This window comes from Flavobacterium magnum (assembly GCF_003055625.1).
GTDB lineage: Bacteria > Bacteroidota > Bacteroidia > Flavobacteriales > Flavobacteriaceae > Flavobacterium > Flavobacterium magnum.
This window is the reverse complement of the sequence record NZ_CP028811.1, coordinates 157,722-175,106: the sequence shown is the minus strand read 5'-3', so window position 1 is coordinate 175,106 and position 17,385 is coordinate 157,722. Positions and strand designations below refer to the sequence as shown.

Annotated in this window: 21 protein-coding genes and 1 pseudogene; all 22 read left to right on the top strand. The window is 43.5% G+C overall.

All coding sequences use genetic code 11. From position 1 onward, the window contains the following. Position 1: 1 nt before the first annotated feature. A complete protein-coding gene (gene rplN / locus HYN48_RS00575; RefSeq protein WP_108369288.1) occupies positions 2 to 370 on the top strand; it encodes a 50S ribosomal protein L14 in 369 nt (122 codons plus the stop codon). A gap of 11 nt (positions 371 to 381) precedes the next feature. Beyond that, entirely contained in the window at positions 382 to 663 is a 282-nt protein-coding gene (rplX, locus tag HYN48_RS00570; RefSeq protein WP_108369287.1) for a 50S ribosomal protein L24, read from the top strand. A 2-nt stretch (positions 664 to 665) separates the two neighbouring features. After that, complete coding sequence (rplE, locus tag HYN48_RS00565) at positions 666 to 1,217, top strand: 50S ribosomal protein L5 (RefSeq protein WP_108369286.1); 552 nt, start codon at positions 666 to 668, stop codon at positions 1,215 to 1,217. Positions 1,218 to 1,220: 3 nt separating this feature from the next. Further along, the gene (gene rpsN / locus HYN48_RS00560) at positions 1,221 to 1,490 is read left to right on the top strand and encodes a 30S ribosomal protein S14 (protein ID WP_108369285.1); all 270 of its coding nucleotides are present in this window, start codon (positions 1,221 to 1,223) and stop codon (positions 1,488 to 1,490) included. A 156-nt stretch (positions 1,491 to 1,646) separates the two neighbouring features. Further along, positions 1,647 to 2,045 (top strand): 30S ribosomal protein S8, encoded by a 399-nt coding sequence (gene rpsH, locus HYN48_RS00555; protein WP_108373235.1) that lies wholly within the window; start codon positions 1,647 to 1,649, stop codon positions 2,043 to 2,045. A 17-nt stretch (positions 2,046 to 2,062) separates the two neighbouring features. Further along, positions 2,063 to 2,605 (top strand): 50S ribosomal protein L6, encoded by a 543-nt coding sequence (gene rplF, locus HYN48_RS00550; protein ID WP_108369284.1) that lies wholly within the window; start codon positions 2,063 to 2,065, stop codon positions 2,603 to 2,605. A gap of 14 nt (positions 2,606 to 2,619) precedes the next feature. Continuing rightward, complete coding sequence (gene rplR, locus HYN48_RS00545) at positions 2,620 to 2,970, top strand: 50S ribosomal protein L18 (protein ID WP_108369283.1); 351 nt, start codon at positions 2,620 to 2,622, stop codon at positions 2,968 to 2,970. A gap of 6 nt (positions 2,971 to 2,976) precedes the next feature. Then, entirely contained in the window at positions 2,977 to 3,495 is a 519-nt protein-coding gene (gene rpsE / locus HYN48_RS00540; protein ID WP_108369282.1) for a 30S ribosomal protein S5, read from the top strand. An 11-nt stretch (positions 3,496 to 3,506) separates the two neighbouring features. After that, the gene (rpmD, locus tag HYN48_RS00535; RefSeq protein ID WP_108369281.1) at positions 3,507 to 3,689 is read left to right on the top strand and encodes a 50S ribosomal protein L30; all 183 of its coding nucleotides are present in this window, start codon (positions 3,507 to 3,509) and stop codon (positions 3,687 to 3,689) included. A 12-nt stretch (positions 3,690 to 3,701) separates the two neighbouring features. After that, positions 3,702 to 4,154 carry a 50S ribosomal protein L15 gene (gene rplO / locus HYN48_RS00530; RefSeq protein ID WP_108369280.1) on the top strand — a complete coding sequence of 151 codons (453 nt, stop codon included), beginning with the start codon at positions 3,702 to 3,704 and terminating at the stop codon, positions 4,152 to 4,154. An 11-nt stretch (positions 4,155 to 4,165) separates the two neighbouring features. Then, the gene (gene secY, locus HYN48_RS00525) at positions 4,166 to 5,509 is read left to right on the top strand and encodes a preprotein translocase subunit SecY (protein WP_108369279.1); all 1,344 of its coding nucleotides are present in this window, start codon (positions 4,166 to 4,168) and stop codon (positions 5,507 to 5,509) included. A gap of 6 nt (positions 5,510 to 5,515) precedes the next feature. Further along, positions 5,516 to 5,731 carry a translation initiation factor IF-1 gene (infA, locus tag HYN48_RS00520; RefSeq protein WP_108369278.1) on the top strand — a complete coding sequence of 72 codons (216 nt, stop codon included), beginning with the start codon at positions 5,516 to 5,518 and terminating at the stop codon, positions 5,729 to 5,731. An 81-nt stretch (positions 5,732 to 5,812) separates the two neighbouring features. Next, positions 5,813 to 5,929, top strand: coding sequence for a type B 50S ribosomal protein L36 (gene ykgO / locus HYN48_RS00515; protein WP_084139925.1), 117 nt, complete (start codon positions 5,813 to 5,815; stop codon positions 5,927 to 5,929). Between the two features lie 2 nt (positions 5,930 to 5,931). Continuing rightward, positions 5,932 to 6,306: a 30S ribosomal protein S13 gene (gene rpsM / locus HYN48_RS00510; protein WP_108369277.1), complete on the top strand. Its 375-nt coding sequence runs from the start codon at positions 5,932 to 5,934 to the stop codon at positions 6,304 to 6,306. Positions 6,307 to 6,314: 8 nt separating this feature from the next. Further along, entirely contained in the window at positions 6,315 to 6,698 is a 384-nt protein-coding gene (gene rpsK, locus HYN48_RS00505) for a 30S ribosomal protein S11 (protein WP_023574076.1), read from the top strand. An 87-nt stretch (positions 6,699 to 6,785) separates the two neighbouring features. Next, complete coding sequence (rpsD, locus tag HYN48_RS00500; protein WP_108369276.1) at positions 6,786 to 7,391, top strand: 30S ribosomal protein S4; 606 nt, start codon at positions 6,786 to 6,788, stop codon at positions 7,389 to 7,391. A gap of 20 nt (positions 7,392 to 7,411) precedes the next feature. Next, the gene (locus HYN48_RS00495; RefSeq protein ID WP_108369275.1) at positions 7,412 to 8,404 is read left to right on the top strand and encodes a DNA-directed RNA polymerase subunit alpha; all 993 of its coding nucleotides are present in this window, start codon (positions 7,412 to 7,414) and stop codon (positions 8,402 to 8,404) included. Positions 8,405 to 8,466: 62 nt separating this feature from the next. Continuing rightward, a pseudogene (gene rplQ, locus HYN48_RS15345) lies at positions 8,467 to 8,958 on the top strand (50S ribosomal protein L17); the annotation flags it as partial. A 461-nt stretch (positions 8,959 to 9,419) separates the two neighbouring features. Then, positions 9,420 to 10,520: a glutamine-hydrolyzing carbamoyl-phosphate synthase small subunit gene (gene carA, locus HYN48_RS00485; protein ID WP_108369273.1), complete on the top strand. Its 1,101-nt coding sequence runs from the start codon at positions 9,420 to 9,422 to the stop codon at positions 10,518 to 10,520. 320 nt (positions 10,521 to 10,840) lie between these two features. Next, complete coding sequence (eno, locus tag HYN48_RS00480) at positions 10,841 to 12,133, top strand: phosphopyruvate hydratase (protein WP_108369272.1); 1,293 nt, start codon at positions 10,841 to 10,843, stop codon at positions 12,131 to 12,133. A gap of 168 nt (positions 12,134 to 12,301) precedes the next feature. After that, on the top strand, positions 12,302 to 14,743 hold the full coding sequence (locus tag HYN48_RS00475) for a DUF7619 domain-containing protein (protein ID WP_108369271.1): 2,442 nt from the start codon (positions 12,302 to 12,304) through the stop codon (positions 14,741 to 14,743). A gap of 1 nt (position 14,744) precedes the next feature. Next, positions 14,745 to 17,384, top strand: coding sequence for a DUF7619 domain-containing protein (locus HYN48_RS00470; RefSeq protein ID WP_108369270.1), 2,640 nt, complete (start codon positions 14,745 to 14,747; stop codon positions 17,382 to 17,384). The last annotated feature ends 1 nt before the right edge of the window (position 17,385 follow it).

Sequence of the window (17,385 nt, the reverse complement as noted above, 5' to 3'; positions counted from 1 at the left end):
TATGGTACAACAGGAATCAAGATTAAAAGTAGCAGACAACACGGGAGCAAAAGAAGTTTTGACTATTCGTGTCCTGGGTGGAACGAAACGTCGTTACGCCTCTGTCGGAGATAAGATTGTAGTTTCAATTAAGGATGCCACTCCAAACGGAAACGTTAAAAAAGGAGCGGTTTCAACTGCAGTTGTTGTACGTACCAAAAAAGAGGTAAGAAGAGCCGATGGTTCTTACATCCGTTTCGACGATAATGCATGTGTTCTTCTGAACGCGCAGGGCGAAATGAGGGGAACCCGTGTTTTTGGTCCGGTTGCGAGAGAACTTCGTGAAAAGCAATTCATGAAAATTGTATCACTGGCACCAGAAGTGCTTTAATTTATTTTGAGATGATAAAGCTAAAAATAAAAAGCGGAGACACTGTAAAAGTAATTGCAGGTGACCACAAAGGTACTACGGGAACAGTTTCACGTGTGTATCCTGAGAAAAACAAGGCGATCGTTGAAGGGGTGAACATGGTGTCCAAGCACACTAAGCCAAGCGCTAAAAACCCACAAGGCGGCATCGTTAAGAAAGAAGCTCCGATCCACATTTCCAACCTGTCAAAGGTAGAAGGTACAGCACCGGCTAAAGGAGCGAAAAAAGAATCAAAGAAAGCTAATAAAGCATAGTGATGGCATATATTCCAAGACTAAAACAAGAGTATAAAGACCGCGTTGTGTCTGCTCTTAAAGAAGAATTCGGTTACAAAAACGTGATGCAGGTTCCTAAACTTGAGAAGATCGTTTTGAGTAAAGGAGTTGGTGCAGCTGTTTCTGACAAGAAACTGATCGATTATGCTGTAGATGAATTGACTAAGATCACCGGACAAAAGGCAGTTTCCACCATCTCTAAGAAAGACGTTGCGTCGTTCAAATTGAGGAAAGGCATGCCTATCGGTGCTAAAGTGACCCTTCGTGGCGAAAGAATGTATGAGTTCCTTGACAGGCTGATTACTTCGGCGCTGCCACGTGTTCGTGATTTCAGCGGAATCAAGGCTACCGGCTTTGACGGACGTGGAAACTACAACCTTGGTGTGTTGGAGCAGATCATCTTCCCGGAGATCGATATAGATAAAGTGAACAAGATCACTGGTATGGACATCACTTTCGTGACGACTGCTGCTACAGACAAAGAAGCAAAATCGTTGTTGGCTGAATTAGGTTTACCTTTTAAAAAGAATTAAGACATGGCTAAAGAATCAATGAAAGCCCGCGAGGTGAAAAGAGAGAAAACGGTAGCGAAGTATGCTGAAAAAAGGAAGGCTTTGTTAGAGGCCGGAGATTACGAAGGCTTGCAGAAATTGCCGAAAAACGCTTCACCGGTACGTTTGCACAACCGTTGCAAGCTGACAGGAAGACCAAGGGGTTATATGCGTCAGTTTGGTATTTCACGTGTAACTTTCCGTGAAATGGCAAACATGGGATTAATTCCGGGTGTAAAGAAGGCCAGCTGGTAAATTTTTTTTACCATTTTGATAATTCAACAGATAGTTGTAAGTTTGCACGCTTTTAACGGGCAACTTACAACTGTCTGTTGATTAATTACTAAGTTTAATGGTTTCAGGTTCTGTCGGATGGTCCGGCATGAATACCAAAACCGCAATTTCAATTATATGTACACAGATCCAATCGCGGATTATTTGACAAGGGTACGTAACGCTGTGGCTGCAAACCACAAAGTCGTTGAAATCCCTGCTTCTAATCTTAAAAAAGAGATTACCAAGATCTTATTTGATCAGGGTTACATCCTGAGTTACAAGTTTGAGGACAACACCGTTCAGGGTTCCATCAAAATCGCTTTGAAGTATGATAAAGATACCAAAGAGCCTGTAATCAAGGATATCCAAAGAATTAGTAAACCAGGTTTACGTAAGTACGCAGGTGCTGCCAAATTGCCTAGAATCCTTAACGGATTAGGTATTTCCATTGTTTCCACTTCTAAAGGTCTTATGACCGGTAAGCAAGCGAAACAACTGAATGTAGGTGGTGAGGTTATCTGTTACGTATACTAACTAAAAAAGATTAGAAGATGTCAAGAATAGGTAAAAACCCGGTTACAATCCCTGCAGGCGTTACTGTTGAAGTAAAGGACGGCATGGTTACCGTAAAAGGAAAAAAAGGTCAGCTGACACAGGATTTCGCTGACGTGGAAATAAAAATGGAAGGAGACCAGGTCTTAGTGGAAAGGTCTTCAGATTCCAAGGACCAAAGATCGAAACACGGTCTTTACAGGGCGCTGATCAACAATATGGTTGTAGGTGTTTCTGAAGGTTTCACCAAAGAATTGGAATTGGTGGGTGTGGGTTACAGGGCTTCAAACCAAGGTCAGAAACTGGATCTTGCTTTAGGTTTTTCTCACAACATCGTTATCGATATCGCACCTGAAGTAGCGGTAGAGACCGTTTCTGAGAAAGGTAAGAACCCGATTATCAAGTTAACTTCCCATGACAAGCAACTTTTGGGTGCCGTAGCCGCGAAAATCCGTGGTTTCCGTCGTCCTGAGCCTTACAAAGGAAAAGGAGTTAAGTTCGTAGGTGAAGTATTAAGAAGAAAAGCAGGTAAATCAGCTTAAAAATTTTAAAGATTATGTCATTAACAAAATCCGATAGAAGACAGAGGATCAAATTCAGAATCAGAAAGATTGTAAGCGGAACTGCTGCAAAACCAAGACTATCTGTATTCAGGAGCAATAAAGAAATCTACGCACAGCTCATTGATGATGTGAACGGAGTGACTTTATTGGCAGCCTCTTCAAGAGAAAAAGGAGTAAATAAGGGTACTAATGTAGCTACTGCAGCCGAAGTTGGAAAACTGGTTGCTGAGAAAGCATTGAAGGCCGGAATCGAAACAGTTACATTCGACAGGGGTGGTTACTTATACCACGGTCGTATTCAATCATTAGCAGAAGGCGCAAGGGCCGCTGGACTTAAATTCTAATTTATTATGAAAAATAGAAATATAGAATCTGTAAAACCAAGCGGACTGGAACTCAAAGATCGTCTGGTTAGTGTAAATCGTGTTACCAAAGTTACAAAAGGAGGTCGTGCATTCGGTTTCTCTGCTATTGTAGTTGTAGGTGATGAAAATGGGGTAGTAGGTCACGGATTGGGAAAATCAAAAGACGTTTCTGAAGCAATCGCTAAAGCGGTGGAAGATGCAAAGAAAAACCTGGTGAAGATTCCTTTGAGCGGACAGTCTGTTCCACACGAACAAAAAGGAAAATTTGGTGGTGCGCGTGTGTTCCTGATGCCTGCTTCGCATGGTACGGGAGTTATCGCCGGTGGTGCCGTTCGTTCGGTACTCGAGTCGGTAGGTATTCACGACGTATTGTCAAAATCACAAGGATCATCAAACCCACATAACGTGGTAAAAGCGACTTTCGATGCTTTGTTGCAGATGAGGAGTGCGCATACTGTTGCAAAACAGAGGGGTGTTTCTTTAGAGAAAGTATTTAAAGGATAATTACAGGAAATATGGCAAAGTTAAGAGTAAAACAAGTTAGAAGCAAAATCAACTGTCCGCTTACACAAAAAAGGGGACTTGAAGCTTTAGGCCTTCGTAAAATGGGCCAGGTTGTGGAGCATGAGTCAAATCCTGCAATCCTTGGAATGATAAATAAAGTAAAACACTTAGTTTCCGTAGAGGAAGTTAAATAATAAATTATCCTTATGAATTTAAGTAACTTACAACCTGCTGAGGGTTCAACCCACAATCAGAATAAAAGGGTAGGTCGCGGAGAAGGTTCCGGAAAAGGTGGTACCGCTGCACGTGGTCACAAGGGAGCAAAATCCCGTTCAGGATACTCTAAAAAGATTGGTTTCGAAGGAGGTCAGATGCCACTTCAGAGACGTGTGCCTAAGTTTGGTTTCAAAAACATCAACCGTGTGGAGTACCAGGGTGTAAATCTTGATACGTTACAATCATTGGTAGATAACGGTATTGTGACCGATGCAGTCGATATGACTGTGTTCGTTGGCAATCGTCTGGCCACCAAAAATGAAATGGTAAAAGTGTTGGGGAGAGGTGAACTGAAAGCAAAATTAAAAGTAACTGCTCACAAATTTACTGCTACAGCCAAAGCGGCCATTGAAGCTGCAGGTGGTGAAGCCGTAACCTTATAATTTCTGTCATTATGAAGAAATTTTTCGAATCTTTAGCCAATGTCTGGAAAATCGACGAATTGAGGAACAGGATCGTGTTTACGCTCGGCCTGTTACTCGTTTATCGTTTTGGTGCACACGTCACACTGCCGGGTATTGATGCGACACAGTTGGACGGACTGACCGGACAAACCAAAAACGGTATCGGTTCCATCCTGGATATGTTTACCGGTGGTGCTTTCTCCAAAGCGTCTATCCTTGCGCTTGGTATCATGCCTTATATCTCTGCATCGATCGTGGTACAGTTGATGGGAATTGCGATTCCTTATCTTCAGAAACTACAGAAAGACGGAGAAAGCGGAAGGAAAAAGCTGAACCAGATCACGCGTTGGCTGACTATCGCGATTACTTTGGTACAGGGCCCTGGTTACATCTATAACCTAAGGCAGACCTTACCGGCAACGGCTTTTAATCCTGAGTTTTTCTCTTTCTACTTCCTGTTTATTTCGGTAGCGATTCTCGTAACCGGTACGATATTTGCGATGTGGCTTGGGGAAAAAATCACTGATAAGGGAATTGGCAACGGAATCTCATTATTGATTATGGTGGGAATCTTAGCCAGGATGCCCCAGGCTTTTGCACAGGAGTTCACCTCGACGATTACAAACAATAATGGCGGACCGATGCTATTGGTCATCGAAATTATTGTGTGGTTGCTGGTAATCATTTCCTGCGTATTGCTCGTAATGGCGGTGAGGAAGATTCCGGTACAATACGCGAGAAGAACCGTGTCAGGGGAGTTCGAGCAGGATGCTAATGGTGCAAACAGGCAGTTTATCCCTTTAAAGCTGAATGCTTCAGGGGTTATGCCAATCATCTTTGCCCAGGCAATCATGTTCATCCCGGCTGCGCTGGCTAAATTGTCACAGTCTGACCTTTCGCAATCCATTGCGGCAGAGTTCAGCAACGTATTCGGCTTTTGGTACTGCCTCGTGTTTGCCTTGCTGATTATTATTTTCACGTATTTCTATACTGCGATCACCGTGCCTACAAACAAGATGGCCGATGACCTGAAAAGGAGCAGCGGATTTATCCCAGGCATCAGGCCGGGTGTGGAAACTTCGGATTACCTGGATAAGATCATGTCTTTGATTACATTCCCTGGTTCTTTATTCCTCGCACTTATCGCCGTGTTCCCGGCAGTAGTGCACAATGCAGGAGTACAGCAGCAATGGGCAATGTTCTTCGGAGGTACGTCGCTGATCATTATGGTTGGGGTTGCGATTGATACAATCCAGCAAATCAATTCATATATATTGAACAGGCACTACGACAGCTTGATGAAAAGCGGTAAAAACAGGAAAGCGGTAGCTTAATTATTTATGGCTAAACAGGCAGCAATAGAGCAGGACGGATCAATCATTGAAGCATTGTCAAATGCGATGTTCCGTGTGGAATTAGAAAACGGGCATATCGTAATCGCCCACATCTCCGGAAAAATGCGTATGCATTACATCAAGTTATTACCTGGTGATAAAGTGAAACTGGAAATGAGTCCTTACGATTTGTCAAAAGCAAGAATTACTTATAGATATTAATAGCTGTCAGCAGTCGGCCGCCAGTAGTTAGCCCCAGGTTAATGATGGATCCCGGAAGCTGAAAGCGAAAGCTAAACTAAAATGAAAGTAAGAGCATCAGTTAAGAAAAGAAGCGCCGAATGCGTCATCGTTCGCAGAAAAGGCAGATTATACGTAATCAACAAAAAGAATCCTAGATTTAAACAAAGACAAGGATAATTATGGCAAGAATAGCAGGGGTAGACATCCCAAAAAACAAAAGAGGCGTAATCGCTTTGACCTATATCTTCGGAATTGGAAAGAGCCGTGCCAGCGAGATTTTGGCAAAAGCCAACGTAAGCGAGGATATTAAAGTTCAGGATTGGAACGACGATCAGATCGGTGCCATCCGTGACGCGGTATCTTACTACAAAATAGAAGGTGAACTTCGTTCTGAAGTGTCGTTGAACATCAAACGTTTGATGGACATCGGATGCTACAGGGGTATTCGTCACAGGTCAGGGCTTCCTTTAAGGGGACAAAGGACCAAGAATAACTCAAGGACAAGAAAAGGTAAGAGAAAAACTGTTGCCAACAAGAAAAAAGCAACTAAATAATAAGTAGTATGGCTAAGGCAAGTACAAAAAAACGTAAAGTCATTGTTGAGTCAACAGGGGAAGCGCACATCAACGCTACTTTCAACAACATCATTATTTCGTTGACCAACAAGAAAGGTGAAGTGATTTCATGGTCTTCAGCAGGTAAAATGGGCTTCAGGGGTTCTAAGAAGAACACGCCGTATGCTGCCCAGATGGCCGCCGAGGATTGCAGCAAAGTCGCTTTGGAAGCCGGACTTAAAAAAGTAAAAGTATATGTAAAAGGACCAGGTAACGGACGTGAGTCTGCTATCCGTTCTATTCATAACGGTGGAATTGAAGTAACTGAAATCATCGACGTTACCCCAATGCCGCACAATGGATGTAGACCTCCAAAAAGAAGAAGAGTCTAATTAGTAATTTATAGTATAACCGGGACAGCAAACAGATTATCGAAGGATTTGACCTGAATTCATAATCGCTGCCCAAAAATTTTAAAAATGGCAAGATATACTGGTCCAAAAACCAAAATCGCCCGTAAGTTTGGCGAAGCTATTTTCGGAGACGACAAAGCCTTCGAAAAAAGGAATTACCCGCCGGGACAACACGGAATGGCGAAAAAAAGAGGCAAGAAATCTGAATATGCAATTCAGTTGATGGAAAAGCAAAAAGCGAAGTACACCTACGGAATTCTTGAGAAGCAATTCAGGGGACTTTTCGAAAAAGCATCTGCGGCACGTGGTGTGACCGGTGAAGTGCTGATCCAGCTTTGCGAAGCGAGATTGGATAATGTCGTGTTCAGGATGGGTATCGCCCCTTCAAGAAGAGGTGCACGTCAAATCGTTTCACACAGGCATATCACCGTGAATGGCGAAGTGGTAAATATCCCTTCATACCATTTGAAGCCTGGCGATAAAGTAGCTGTTCGTGAAAAATCAAAATCATTGGAATCCATCGACCGTTCATTGTCTAATTCATCTCACGTATACGAGTGGATTACCTGGAACAACGATACTAAAGAAGGTGTTTTCGTATCAGTGCCTGCAAGATTGCAGATTCCTGAAAACATCAAAGAACAGCTGATCGTCGAATTGTACAACAAATAATAATTGACTTAATCGAAATTATGGCAATATTTAATTTTCAGAAGCCCGATAAAGTGATCATGATCGATTCAACCGATTTTGAAGGGAAGTTTGAATTCCGCCCTTTGGAACCTGGTTATGGATTGACCGTGGGGAACGCTCTTAGAAGGGTCCTGCTGTCCGCTTTGGAAGGATATGCAATCACCTCTGTACGAATAGAAGGTGTAGACCACGAGTTTTCTACTATTTCCGGAGTTGTTGAAGACGTTACTGAAATCATCCTGAACCTAAAGCAGGTACGTTTCAAACGCCAGATCGAGGATGTCGATAACGAATCGGTGACCATTTCCGTTTCAGGGAAAAACCAGCTTACTGCCGGTGATTTCCAAAAATTCATTTCCGGTTTCCAGGTGCTCAACCCGGAATTGGTAATCTGCAACCTTGACAGTAAAGTGAACTTGAACATCGAGTTGACTATTGAAAAAGGACGCGGTTACGTACCGGCCGAAGAAAACAAGAAACAAAATGTAGCCATCGGGACCATTTTTACTGACTCCATCTTTACTCCGGTAAAGAATGTGAAATACGCCATTGAGAACTTCCGTGTAGAGCAAAAAACAGATTACGAAAAGCTGGTTTTTGAAATCAAGACGGACGGTTCCATCAGCCCAAAAGATGCGCTTACTGAAGCTGCTAAGGTGCTGATCCACCACTTCATGCTTTTCTCTGATGAGAGGATTACCCTCGAAGCAGACGAAATTGCGCAGACAGAATCTTACGACGAGGAATCATTGCACATGCGACAGTTGCTTAAGACAAAGCTTGTTGATATGGATCTTTCCGTAAGGGCGCTGAACTGCCTTAAGGCTGCAGAAGTGGAAACCTTGGGAGACTTAGTGTCTTTCAATAAAAATGACCTGATGAAATTCCGTAACTTCGGTAAAAAGTCTCTTACAGAATTAGACGAACTCGTCGCTGTAAAGAACCTGACTTTCGGAATGGACCTGGCCAAATACAAATTAGATAAAGAATAAACAACTTCATATTTTGCTCTCCAGGGCGGATCGCAGCAAGATGAAGTTTTAAAAACAATGTCATGAGACACGGAAAAAAGAATAACCACTTAAGCAGACAAACAGGACACAGGAAAGCCATGCTTGCCAATATGGCCTGCTCATTGATCGAACACAAACGCATCAATACGACTGTCGCTAAAGCAAAAGCGTTGAAACAATTCGTTGAACCGCTGATTACAAAATCAAAAGAAGATACCACACACAACCGTCGTATCGTTTTCGCTTACCTGAGAAGCAAATATGCCGTTACGGACCTGTTCCGCGACGTAGCTGCTAAAGTAGGCGACCGTCCGGGTGGATACACCCGTATCATCAAGGTAGGTAACCGTCTTGGGGATAACGCGGATATGGCGATGATCGAATTGGTAGACTTCAACGAACTCTACAACGGAGGTAAAAAAGAAGAGAAAAAAGGCAGAAGCCGTCGCTCTAAGGCGAAAGGTGCTACTGCGACTGCTGCGCCTAAGGCTGCACCGGTTGCTGAAGCGCCGGTAGCGGAAGCTGCTCCTGAAGCCGTTGTTGACTCAGGTGCGAGTGAGCAGGCAGAACAAGCTCCGGTTGCTGAAGTTGAAACACCGCAAGTGGAAGAAACTCCGGTTGTTAAAGCAGAAACTCCGGCAGAACCACAGGCGGAAGCGCAGGCTGATGAGCCGTCGACAGACGAAGAAAAAAAGGAAGACGCTGAATAATGAAAATCAGCATCCCATAAAATCAAAGGATAAACTTTTACTAGTTTGTCCTTTTTTTTTGGTTTTTAGTCCCGGGCAATTTCCGTTTTTGTTTGTTCCCGCTGGGTGCCATCGGGAAAATGAATGCCGATGTTAGCCGGGCCAGATGTATCGGCAATTATGAACAATCGGTTTTCATAACTAAATTTTAAGTTCCATTACGTTTGAATTAAATTTGCACTAGTCATCGCAGGCAGTTCAGACCATAAACACAGCCGCCTGCGCTGCAAACAACAACAACTACTATGAAATACAACACCCGCCAGAAAGCCATCCTGCTTCTTTCCGATGGCACCATTTTTCACGGAAAATCCATCGGTGTTTCCGGCAAAACCTTTGGAGAACTTTGTTTCAATACCGGGATGACCGGTTACCAGGAAATTTTTACCGATCCCTCCTACTTCGGGCAAATCATGGTGACCACCAACGCGCATATCGGAAACTACGGCGTTAATCCGCAGGAAACCGAGTCGGGATCGATTAAGATTGCCGGATTGGTCTGTAAGAATTTCAGCTACAATTACTCACGCGAAAACGCATCGGGCAGCCTCGAGGATTATTTCACCGCGCAGAACCTGATTGGCATTTCGGATGTCGATACGCGCGCATTGACCGCATACATCCGCGACAACGGTGCCCAAAATGCCGTTATCTGCACTGACGGCACGCCTGTCGGGGAACTCAGGACGTTGCTCGCCGCAGTACCGGATATGAAAGGCCTGGAATTGGCCTCGAGGGTTTCGGTTAAGGAGCCCTATTATTACGGCAATCCGGAAGCTGCCTTCAGGATCTCGGCGCTCGACCTGGGCATCAAGGAGAATATCCTTCGTAATTTCGCCAAAAGGGACTGCTACATCAAGGTTTTTCCGTACAATGCGACCTACACCGAAATGGAATCCTTTAATCCGGACGGTTATTTCCTTTCAAATGGTCCCGGGGATCCGGAACCGCTCGAGGGCGCAATTGCCGTCGCGCAGGAAATCCTCGCTAACGACCGGCCGCTGTTTGGCATTTGCCTGGGTCACCAGATCATCGGGCTGGCCAACGGGATTTCCACATTCAAAATGTTCGGTGGGCACCGTGGCATCAACCACCCTGTGAAAAACCTGGTGACGGGCAAGGGCGAAATCTCTTCACAAAATCACGGATTTGCTGTGAATCGTGAAGAAGTGGAAGCGCACCCCGATATCGAAATCGTGCAGCTTCACATCAACGACCATACGGTAGCGGGAATGAAAATGAAATCGAAAAACTGCTTTTCAGTGCAGTACCATCCCGAGGCGAGTCCGGGGCCACATGATTCTTCCTATCTTTTTGATGAGTTTATTCAAAGGATGCAAAAATAACTATGGAACCTGCGGCGTATTCGCTGCGGGTTTTGTTTTTTGTAACATCCAAGGCTGGTCCGAAAATTGAAATCCGGGTGGGAACCGCAACAGGGATGGCAGCGGAAATCCTTTTGGGATTGGCCTGTAGCGCAGCGGAAGGTAAATCCTGAAAGATTGAAGCGAACAGCCCGGCCCGCAGGGGTTGCCATAAAAAATAGAAATAGCGCCAAAACTAAAACGTTTGCGTTTATAACTTTATAAAAATGTACTTTTTCGGGTTGTGATAATTCCGTAATTTCGAAAAAATTTGATACGAATAATAACAAATAATCAAAAACATGAGCATTATTATCAAAATCCATGCAAGGCAGATTTTTGATTCCAGGGGGAATCCAACCATTGAAGTTGATGTTGTTACAGAGAACGGTGTATTAGGTCGTGCGGCAGTGCCATCAGGCGCGTCTACGGGCGAGCATGAGGCCGTGGAACTTCGCGATGGGGGCAAGGCTTACATGGGCAAGGGTGTACTGAAGGCGGTGGAGAATGTCAATACCATCATTGCACGCGAGCTGGTCGGGATCTCAGTTTTTGAGCAGAATAAGATCGACAGCATGATGATTGATCTCGATGGCACCCACAATAAATCGAATCTCGGCGCCAACGCCATTCTCGGTGTATCACTGGCTGCAGCCAAGGCGGCGGCAAACGAGCTGGGATTGCCATTGTACCGTTATGTGGGCGGGGTTTCGGCCAATACGCTTCCGGTACCGATGATGAACATCATTAACGGCGGTTCGCACTCGGATGCGCCGATTGCGTTCCAGGAATTTATGATTATGCCGGTTAAAGCCGAGTCTTTTTCCCAGGCGATGCAGATAGGCACTGAAATATTCCACCAACTGAAAAAAGTCCTGCACGACCGCGGCCTGTCAACGGCGGTAGGCGACGAAGGTGGATTTGCACCGAATCTGGCCGGCGGTACTGAAGACGCTTTGGACACCATCCGAAAGGCGGTCGAAAATGCCGGTTATAAATTCGGAGATGAAGTGATGATTGCTTTGGACTGCGCCGCTTCGGAATTCTATGTGAACGGCAAATACGATTATACTAAGTTTGAAGGGGAGACCGGGAAAATCCGTTCTTCGGAAGAACAGGCGGATTACCTTGCTGAACTGGCGTCGAAATATCCGATTGTCTCGATTGAAGACGGGATGTATGAAGACGATTGGGACGGATGGAAGTCGCTTACGGAGAAAATTGGCGATAAGGTACAATTGGTCGGCGACGATTTGTTTGTGACCAATGTCGAAAGACTCTCCACAGGAATAGAAAAAGGCATCGCGAATTCGATTTTGGTGAAGGTAAATCAAATTGGTACCTTAACTGAGACGATTGCTGCCGTGAACATGGCGAAAAATGCCGGATATACTTCGGTAATGTCCCACCGCTCCGGAGAAACGGAAGACAACACGATTGCGGACCTGGCTGTCGCGTTAAACTGCGGACAGATCAAGACCGGATCGGCATCCCGTTCTGACCGTATGGCAAAATACAACCAACTGCTTCGTATAGAGGAAGAATTGGGGGACACCGCCTACTTTCCGGGAAAGAAAGCTTTTAAAGTGAAATGATCCTGCTTATGCTTGATATGAAACCCGCCATTGCGCGGGTTTTTTATTGCAAATTCTTCCTCAAATCCTTCAAATTCTAATTGCGCGGCAGCCGCAATACAGGAAATCATTATTTTTGATCCAAATCAAAAGATTGAAAGCCTGTGATCTAAGCCAAAAGCAATTTATATGAAAAAACTATTACTCTACTTCCTTTTCTTTTCAGCCGCTTCCCAGGCGCAGATTGTTAACATTCCGGATCCGAACTTTAAAGCAGATTTGATTAACAAAGGGATTGATTTAAATTCTGATGGCGACATACAGGTTTCTGAAGCAGAAGCGGTAACCAGCCTTGGCATGGTAGATTTAAATATTTCCAGTTTGGAAGGAATACAATCATTTGTAAACCTGACCAGCCTTACCTGTTATAATTTGAATCTCACAGCATTGGATGTTTCCGGTCTCACGCATCTTGGGGAATTGAACTGTGGTCATAATGCAGCCATGACATCGTTAAACTTATCGGGGTGTACATCACTTGCAAATTGCCGCGCTTCAAACTGTGCACTTACGAGCCTGGATACCTCAGGACTTATTCATTTGTATAACCTTGACGTTAGCAATAACCAGTTAACTTCGTTAAATCTTGCAGGTTGGGTGAGTAGTGATGGGGGGTACCTGCTTGCGCGATATAATCAATTAACATCCGTTGATGCCTCAGATATGGGGAATCTGATAATGCTTGACTTCAGTCATAATGCATTGACAACCTTAGATGTAACCGGGACAAATGTTTCCACCGATATTGCCTTAAGTTACAACCACTTGACATCGCTGGACTTATCGAACAGCCCCATCCAAGGTGTTGACGCAAGTCATAATAATCTTGCCTCCATTTCGCTAAATCCGAATACGCAGTATAATCACCTCTGGCTAGACAACAACCAGCTTGTAAATCTGGACGTGTCTGGTCTATATGTGCGGGACTTAAATGCTAACCATAATAACCTGACTTCTATTAATTTTCAGGGAACCAGAATATATACCGTATATCTTAATGGAAATAATTTCCAGACGGTAGATTTAAGCGGCGCAATTCGCATTAACTCATTTTGTTCGATAGACATCGATTCAAACCCATATCTTGAAACCTTTTTTGCGAAAAATGGAAATTCAGATTACCTGTCATTTATTGGAGATTTTAGTCTCGAGTATGTCTGCATTGATGAGTCTGATTTAATTGGTGGTTCGTCGCCTCCCAATGCTGTATTTAGCCCATATTGCATTTTCACTCCCGGCGGTAATTACAACACCATTACCGGTAATGTCACTTTTGATGCAGACAATAATGGTTGTGATAACACAGATCCTGACCAGCCATATGTCAAACTCAATCTGACGAGTGGAAATAACATTTATTCGGTTTTCACTACACCTGATGGTAATTTCAATTATTTCGGGCAAACCGGTATGTTTAACGTCGGCCTGGCGATGGAAAATGCCTCGCTGTTTACTATTACACCTCCATTGGCTACCATTGTATTCGGCACCAATAATAATAACTTGACGACTCAGGATTTCTGCATCACGGCAACCGGCATCCAAAATGACCTCGAAACAATAATTGTTCCATTATCACCCGTCCGTCCCGGTTTCGATGCAACCTATAAAATCATTTGCAAAAACAAAGGAAACCAAATCTTATCAGGAAATGTTGATTTCACGTATCAGGAAAACGAACTCGATTATGTAAATGCTTCCACAGCACCCGATGTACAAACTGCCGGAAGTTTGTCATGGAATTTCAGCAGCCTGTATCCGTTTGAATCGAGAAGCGTGGAAGTCAGGCTGCATGTGAATTCGCCACAGGAAACGCCATCGGTAAACATAGGTGACCAACTGAGTTTTTCTGTTCAGGCCAATCCTGTTTCGGGAGATATAACGCCAGATGACAATACGTTTTCGTTCAGGCAAACCGTCATCGGTTCGTATGACCCAAATGATATCACCTGCCTTGAAGGCGAACACGTCAATCCGACGGAAATCGGGAACTACCTGCACTACAATATCAATTTTGAGAACATCGGTACCGCTGCCGCAGAAAATATCGTGGTAAAGGATATGATTGATTTGACGAGATTTGATATTTCATCTTTACAAATCCTAAACGCTTCACATCCGATGACGCCAAGGATTACAAACGGCAAAGTCGAGTTCATTTTTGAAGGCATCAACCTCGGCGCTTCGGAGCATGGGAATGTCGCTTTTAAGATTAAGACGAAAAATACTTTGGTCACCGGAAATTCGGTTTCACAGAAAGCCGATATTTATTTTGATTATAATTTTCCTGTGGCAACCAACGTAGCGGTGACGACTTTCGATACTTTGGGAACAGACAATGTGGTTTTGGATGATGATATTAGTATTTATCCAAATCCGACCAAAGGCCTGGTTAATATAAAATCAGATTCGGAAATCAAATCAGTTGAGCTGTTTGATGTCCAGGGAAGGCAGCTTTTGAGGAAAAACAATGTGGAGACACTCAATATTTCAACATATACTTGCGGAGTATATTTTATAAAAGTTGCGACTTACAAAGGATTCAAAACCCAAAAACTGATAAAACAATAATATGAAAAAACTATTACTCTACTTCCTTTTCTTTTCAGCCGCTTCCCAGGCGCAGATCGTGAATATCCCTGATGCGAATTTTAAGGCGAAGTTGTTGTCATCATCACCTTCAAACACTATTGCAAGAAATGCCCAGGGAATGCATATTGCGGTAGATGCTAACGCTGATGGAGAAATTCAACTTGCCGAAGCACAGCTTGTGGGAGCATTATTTGTTAACAATTCATCAATTGAAAATCTGGAAGGGGTACAGTCTTTTACCAATATGACAAGACTTAGTTGCGATGTAAACGCCCTACTTTCATTAGATGTATCCGGTATGAATAATCTGCAACAGTTATCTGCTTCACTGAATCCTTCGTTGGCTACTCTGAATATTACCGGATGCAGTTCGTTAACTAATTTAACTGTTTCCAGCTGTGCCTTGACATCACTTGATGCTTCCGGTCTTACCTCTTTAATTAATCTGACCTGTTATTCAAACCCCTTGACAACGCTGGATGTTTCAGGCTGTTCTGCGCTTTTTGATTTAGACGCTTACAATTGCCAACTGACCGCTTTGGATTTTTCCGGGTTAAATGCACTTAAAAGGTTAAACGCAGAAAATAATCAACTGACTGTACTTAATCTTTCAGGATGTACCAATCTACAAGAACTCATCGTGCGGAATAACCAGCTGACCCAATTGGAATTGTCAAATCTTGGTTTGATACAGACAATGTTGTATTTAGATGTCCGGTATAATTCGCTGACAAGTTTTACTGTAAACAATTGCAACATTATGTATTTCAACGCACAATACAATCAATTGACGGCTTTGGATTTGTCAACATGCAGGGTTGATGATCTTGATGTTTCCTATAATAACCTTCAATCATTTACTCCTCCCCAGATAGGTTCGAATTCAAGGATTATGGTTGCCCATAATCAATTGACGGATGTTGATGTATCCGGTGTGACTTTCTACCAAAGCGCTATTTTGGATGTGAGCAATAACAATCTAAACACAATCAACCTGGGCAATGCTTCGGGTTTAGGACAGCTTAGGCTTAGCTATAATTCCCTCCAAACAATAGATATGACGGGCTGCTCCGCAACATTAGATCTGGTGGAACTGTCTAACAATCCTTCCCTTGAAACTGTATTTGCTAAAAATGGCAGTAATAACGAAGATTTCTTTTTTGGAGGTGATGACAACCTTATTTTCGTATGTGTTGATGAAATGCAATTACAGGACACACAACAGCGTTTAAATATCTACGGATTGACCAATGCTGTTGCGAGTCCTTACTGCTTCTTCCAACCGGGAGGTAATTTCAATACGATCACCGGCAACATTACTTATGATATTGATAACAATGGCTGCGACAGTACGGATCCGGACCAGCCCTATGTAAAACTTAACCTGACCACAGGGGGAAATAATTATGCTGTATTTACTTCTCCTGACGGAACGTATAACAATTTCGGACTTACCGGAACTTTCAACATTAGTGTTGCAATGGAAAATGCGTCACTGTTCACGATCACACCACCGTTGGCAACAATTGTTTTTGGCGACAACAATAACAATATCACCACCCAGGATTTCTGTATCACCGCCAATGGCCTCCAGAATGATCTTGAAACGGTAATTGTTCCTATTGCACCAGCCCGTCCGGGATTTGATGCGATATATCAAATCATTTACAAAAACAAAGGCAACCAGGTTTTATCGGGAAGTGTCGATTTTACCTATCAGGAAAATGAGCTTGATTTTGTAAACGCATCCACAACTCCTGATGCGCAAACTGCCGGAAGCCTGTCATGGAATTTCAGCAACCTGTATCCTTTCGAATCGAGGAGTATTGAAGTCAGGCTGAATGTGAACTCGCCGCAGGAAACCCCGGCAGTGAATATTGGCGACCAGCTTGGTTTCCATGCTCAGGCTAACCCGGTTGGGGGAGATGTGACGCCAGGTGACAACACTTTTTCGTTCAAGCAAACGGTTATCGGTTCTTACGATCCGAATGACATTACCTGCCTTGAAGGCGAGCACGTCAATCCGACGGAAATCGGAAAATACCTCCATTACAACATCAACTTTGAAAATACCGGTACCGCTGCCGCAGAAAATATTGTGGTGGTCGATATGATTGATTTGACAAAGTTTGATGTTTCAACTCTTCAGGTTTTGAATGCTTCACACCCGATGACGCCAAGGATTACGAACGGCAAAGTCGAATTCATTTTTGAAGGCATCAACCTCGGCGCTTCGGAGCATGGCAATGTAACTTTTAAGATCAAGACGAAAAATACTTTGGTCACCGGAAATTCGGTTTCACAGAAAGCCGATATTTATTTTGATTATAATTTTCCTGTGGCAACCAACGTAGCGATGACGACTTTCGATACTTTGGGAACAGACAATGTGGTTTTGGATGATGATATTAGTATTTATCCAAATCCGACCAAAGGTTTGGTTAATATAAAATCAGATTCGGAAATCAAATCAGTTGAGCTGTTTGATGTTCAGGGAAGGCAGCTTTTGAGGAAAAACAATGTGGAGACACTCAATATTTCAACATATACTTCCGGAGTATATTTTATAAAAGTTGCGACTTACAAAGGATTCAAAACCCAAAAACTGATAAAACAATAAT

Excerpts from the sequence above, each read along its gene's own strand:
- rplX (WP_108369287.1), top strand. The coding sequence starts at position 382 with ATGATAAAGCTAAAAATAAAAAGCGGAGACACTGTAAAAGTAATTGCA.
- rpsH (WP_108373235.1), top strand. The coding sequence starts at position 1,647 with ATGTACACAGATCCAATCGCGGATTATTTGACAAGGGTACGTAACGCT.
- rplO (WP_108369280.1), top strand. The coding sequence starts at position 3,702 with ATGAATTTAAGTAACTTACAACCTGCTGAGGGTTCAACCCACAATCAG.
- secY (WP_108369279.1), top strand. The coding sequence starts at position 4,166 with ATGAAGAAATTTTTCGAATCTTTAGCCAATGTCTGGAAAATCGACGAA.
- rpsK (WP_023574076.1), top strand. The coding sequence starts at position 6,315 with ATGGCTAAGGCAAGTACAAAAAAACGTAAAGTCATTGTTGAGTCAACA.
- HYN48_RS00475 (WP_108369271.1), top strand. The coding sequence starts at position 12,302 with ATGAAAAAACTATTACTCTACTTCCTTTTCTTTTCAGCCGCTTCCCAG.
- rpsD (WP_108369276.1), top strand. The coding sequence starts at position 6,786 with ATGGCAAGATATACTGGTCCAAAAACCAAAATCGCCCGTAAGTTTGGC.
- HYN48_RS00470 (WP_108369270.1), top strand. The coding sequence starts at position 14,745 with ATGAAAAAACTATTACTCTACTTCCTTTTCTTTTCAGCCGCTTCCCAG.
- rplE (WP_108369286.1), top strand. The coding sequence starts at position 666 with ATGGCATATATTCCAAGACTAAAACAAGAGTATAAAGACCGCGTTGTG.
- rpmD (WP_108369281.1), top strand. The coding sequence starts at position 3,507 with ATGGCAAAGTTAAGAGTAAAACAAGTTAGAAGCAAAATCAACTGTCCG.
- rpsE (WP_108369282.1), top strand. The coding sequence starts at position 2,977 with ATGAAAAATAGAAATATAGAATCTGTAAAACCAAGCGGACTGGAACTC.
- rplN (WP_108369288.1), top strand. The coding sequence starts at position 2 with ATGGTACAACAGGAATCAAGATTAAAAGTAGCAGACAACACGGGAGCA.
- eno (WP_108369272.1), top strand. The coding sequence starts at position 10,841 with ATGAGCATTATTATCAAAATCCATGCAAGGCAGATTTTTGATTCCAGG.
- rplR (WP_108369283.1), top strand. The coding sequence starts at position 2,620 with ATGTCATTAACAAAATCCGATAGAAGACAGAGGATCAAATTCAGAATC.
- carA (WP_108369273.1), top strand. The coding sequence starts at position 9,420 with ATGAAATACAACACCCGCCAGAAAGCCATCCTGCTTCTTTCCGATGGC.
- infA (WP_108369278.1), top strand. The coding sequence starts at position 5,516 with ATGGCTAAACAGGCAGCAATAGAGCAGGACGGATCAATCATTGAAGCA.
- rplF (WP_108369284.1), top strand. The coding sequence starts at position 2,063 with ATGTCAAGAATAGGTAAAAACCCGGTTACAATCCCTGCAGGCGTTACT.
- ykgO (WP_084139925.1), top strand. The coding sequence starts at position 5,813 with ATGAAAGTAAGAGCATCAGTTAAGAAAAGAAGCGCCGAATGCGTCATC.
- rpsM (WP_108369277.1), top strand. The coding sequence starts at position 5,932 with ATGGCAAGAATAGCAGGGGTAGACATCCCAAAAAACAAAAGAGGCGTA.
- HYN48_RS00495 (WP_108369275.1), top strand. The coding sequence starts at position 7,412 with ATGGCAATATTTAATTTTCAGAAGCCCGATAAAGTGATCATGATCGAT.
- rpsN (WP_108369285.1), top strand. The coding sequence starts at position 1,221 with ATGGCTAAAGAATCAATGAAAGCCCGCGAGGTGAAAAGAGAGAAAACG.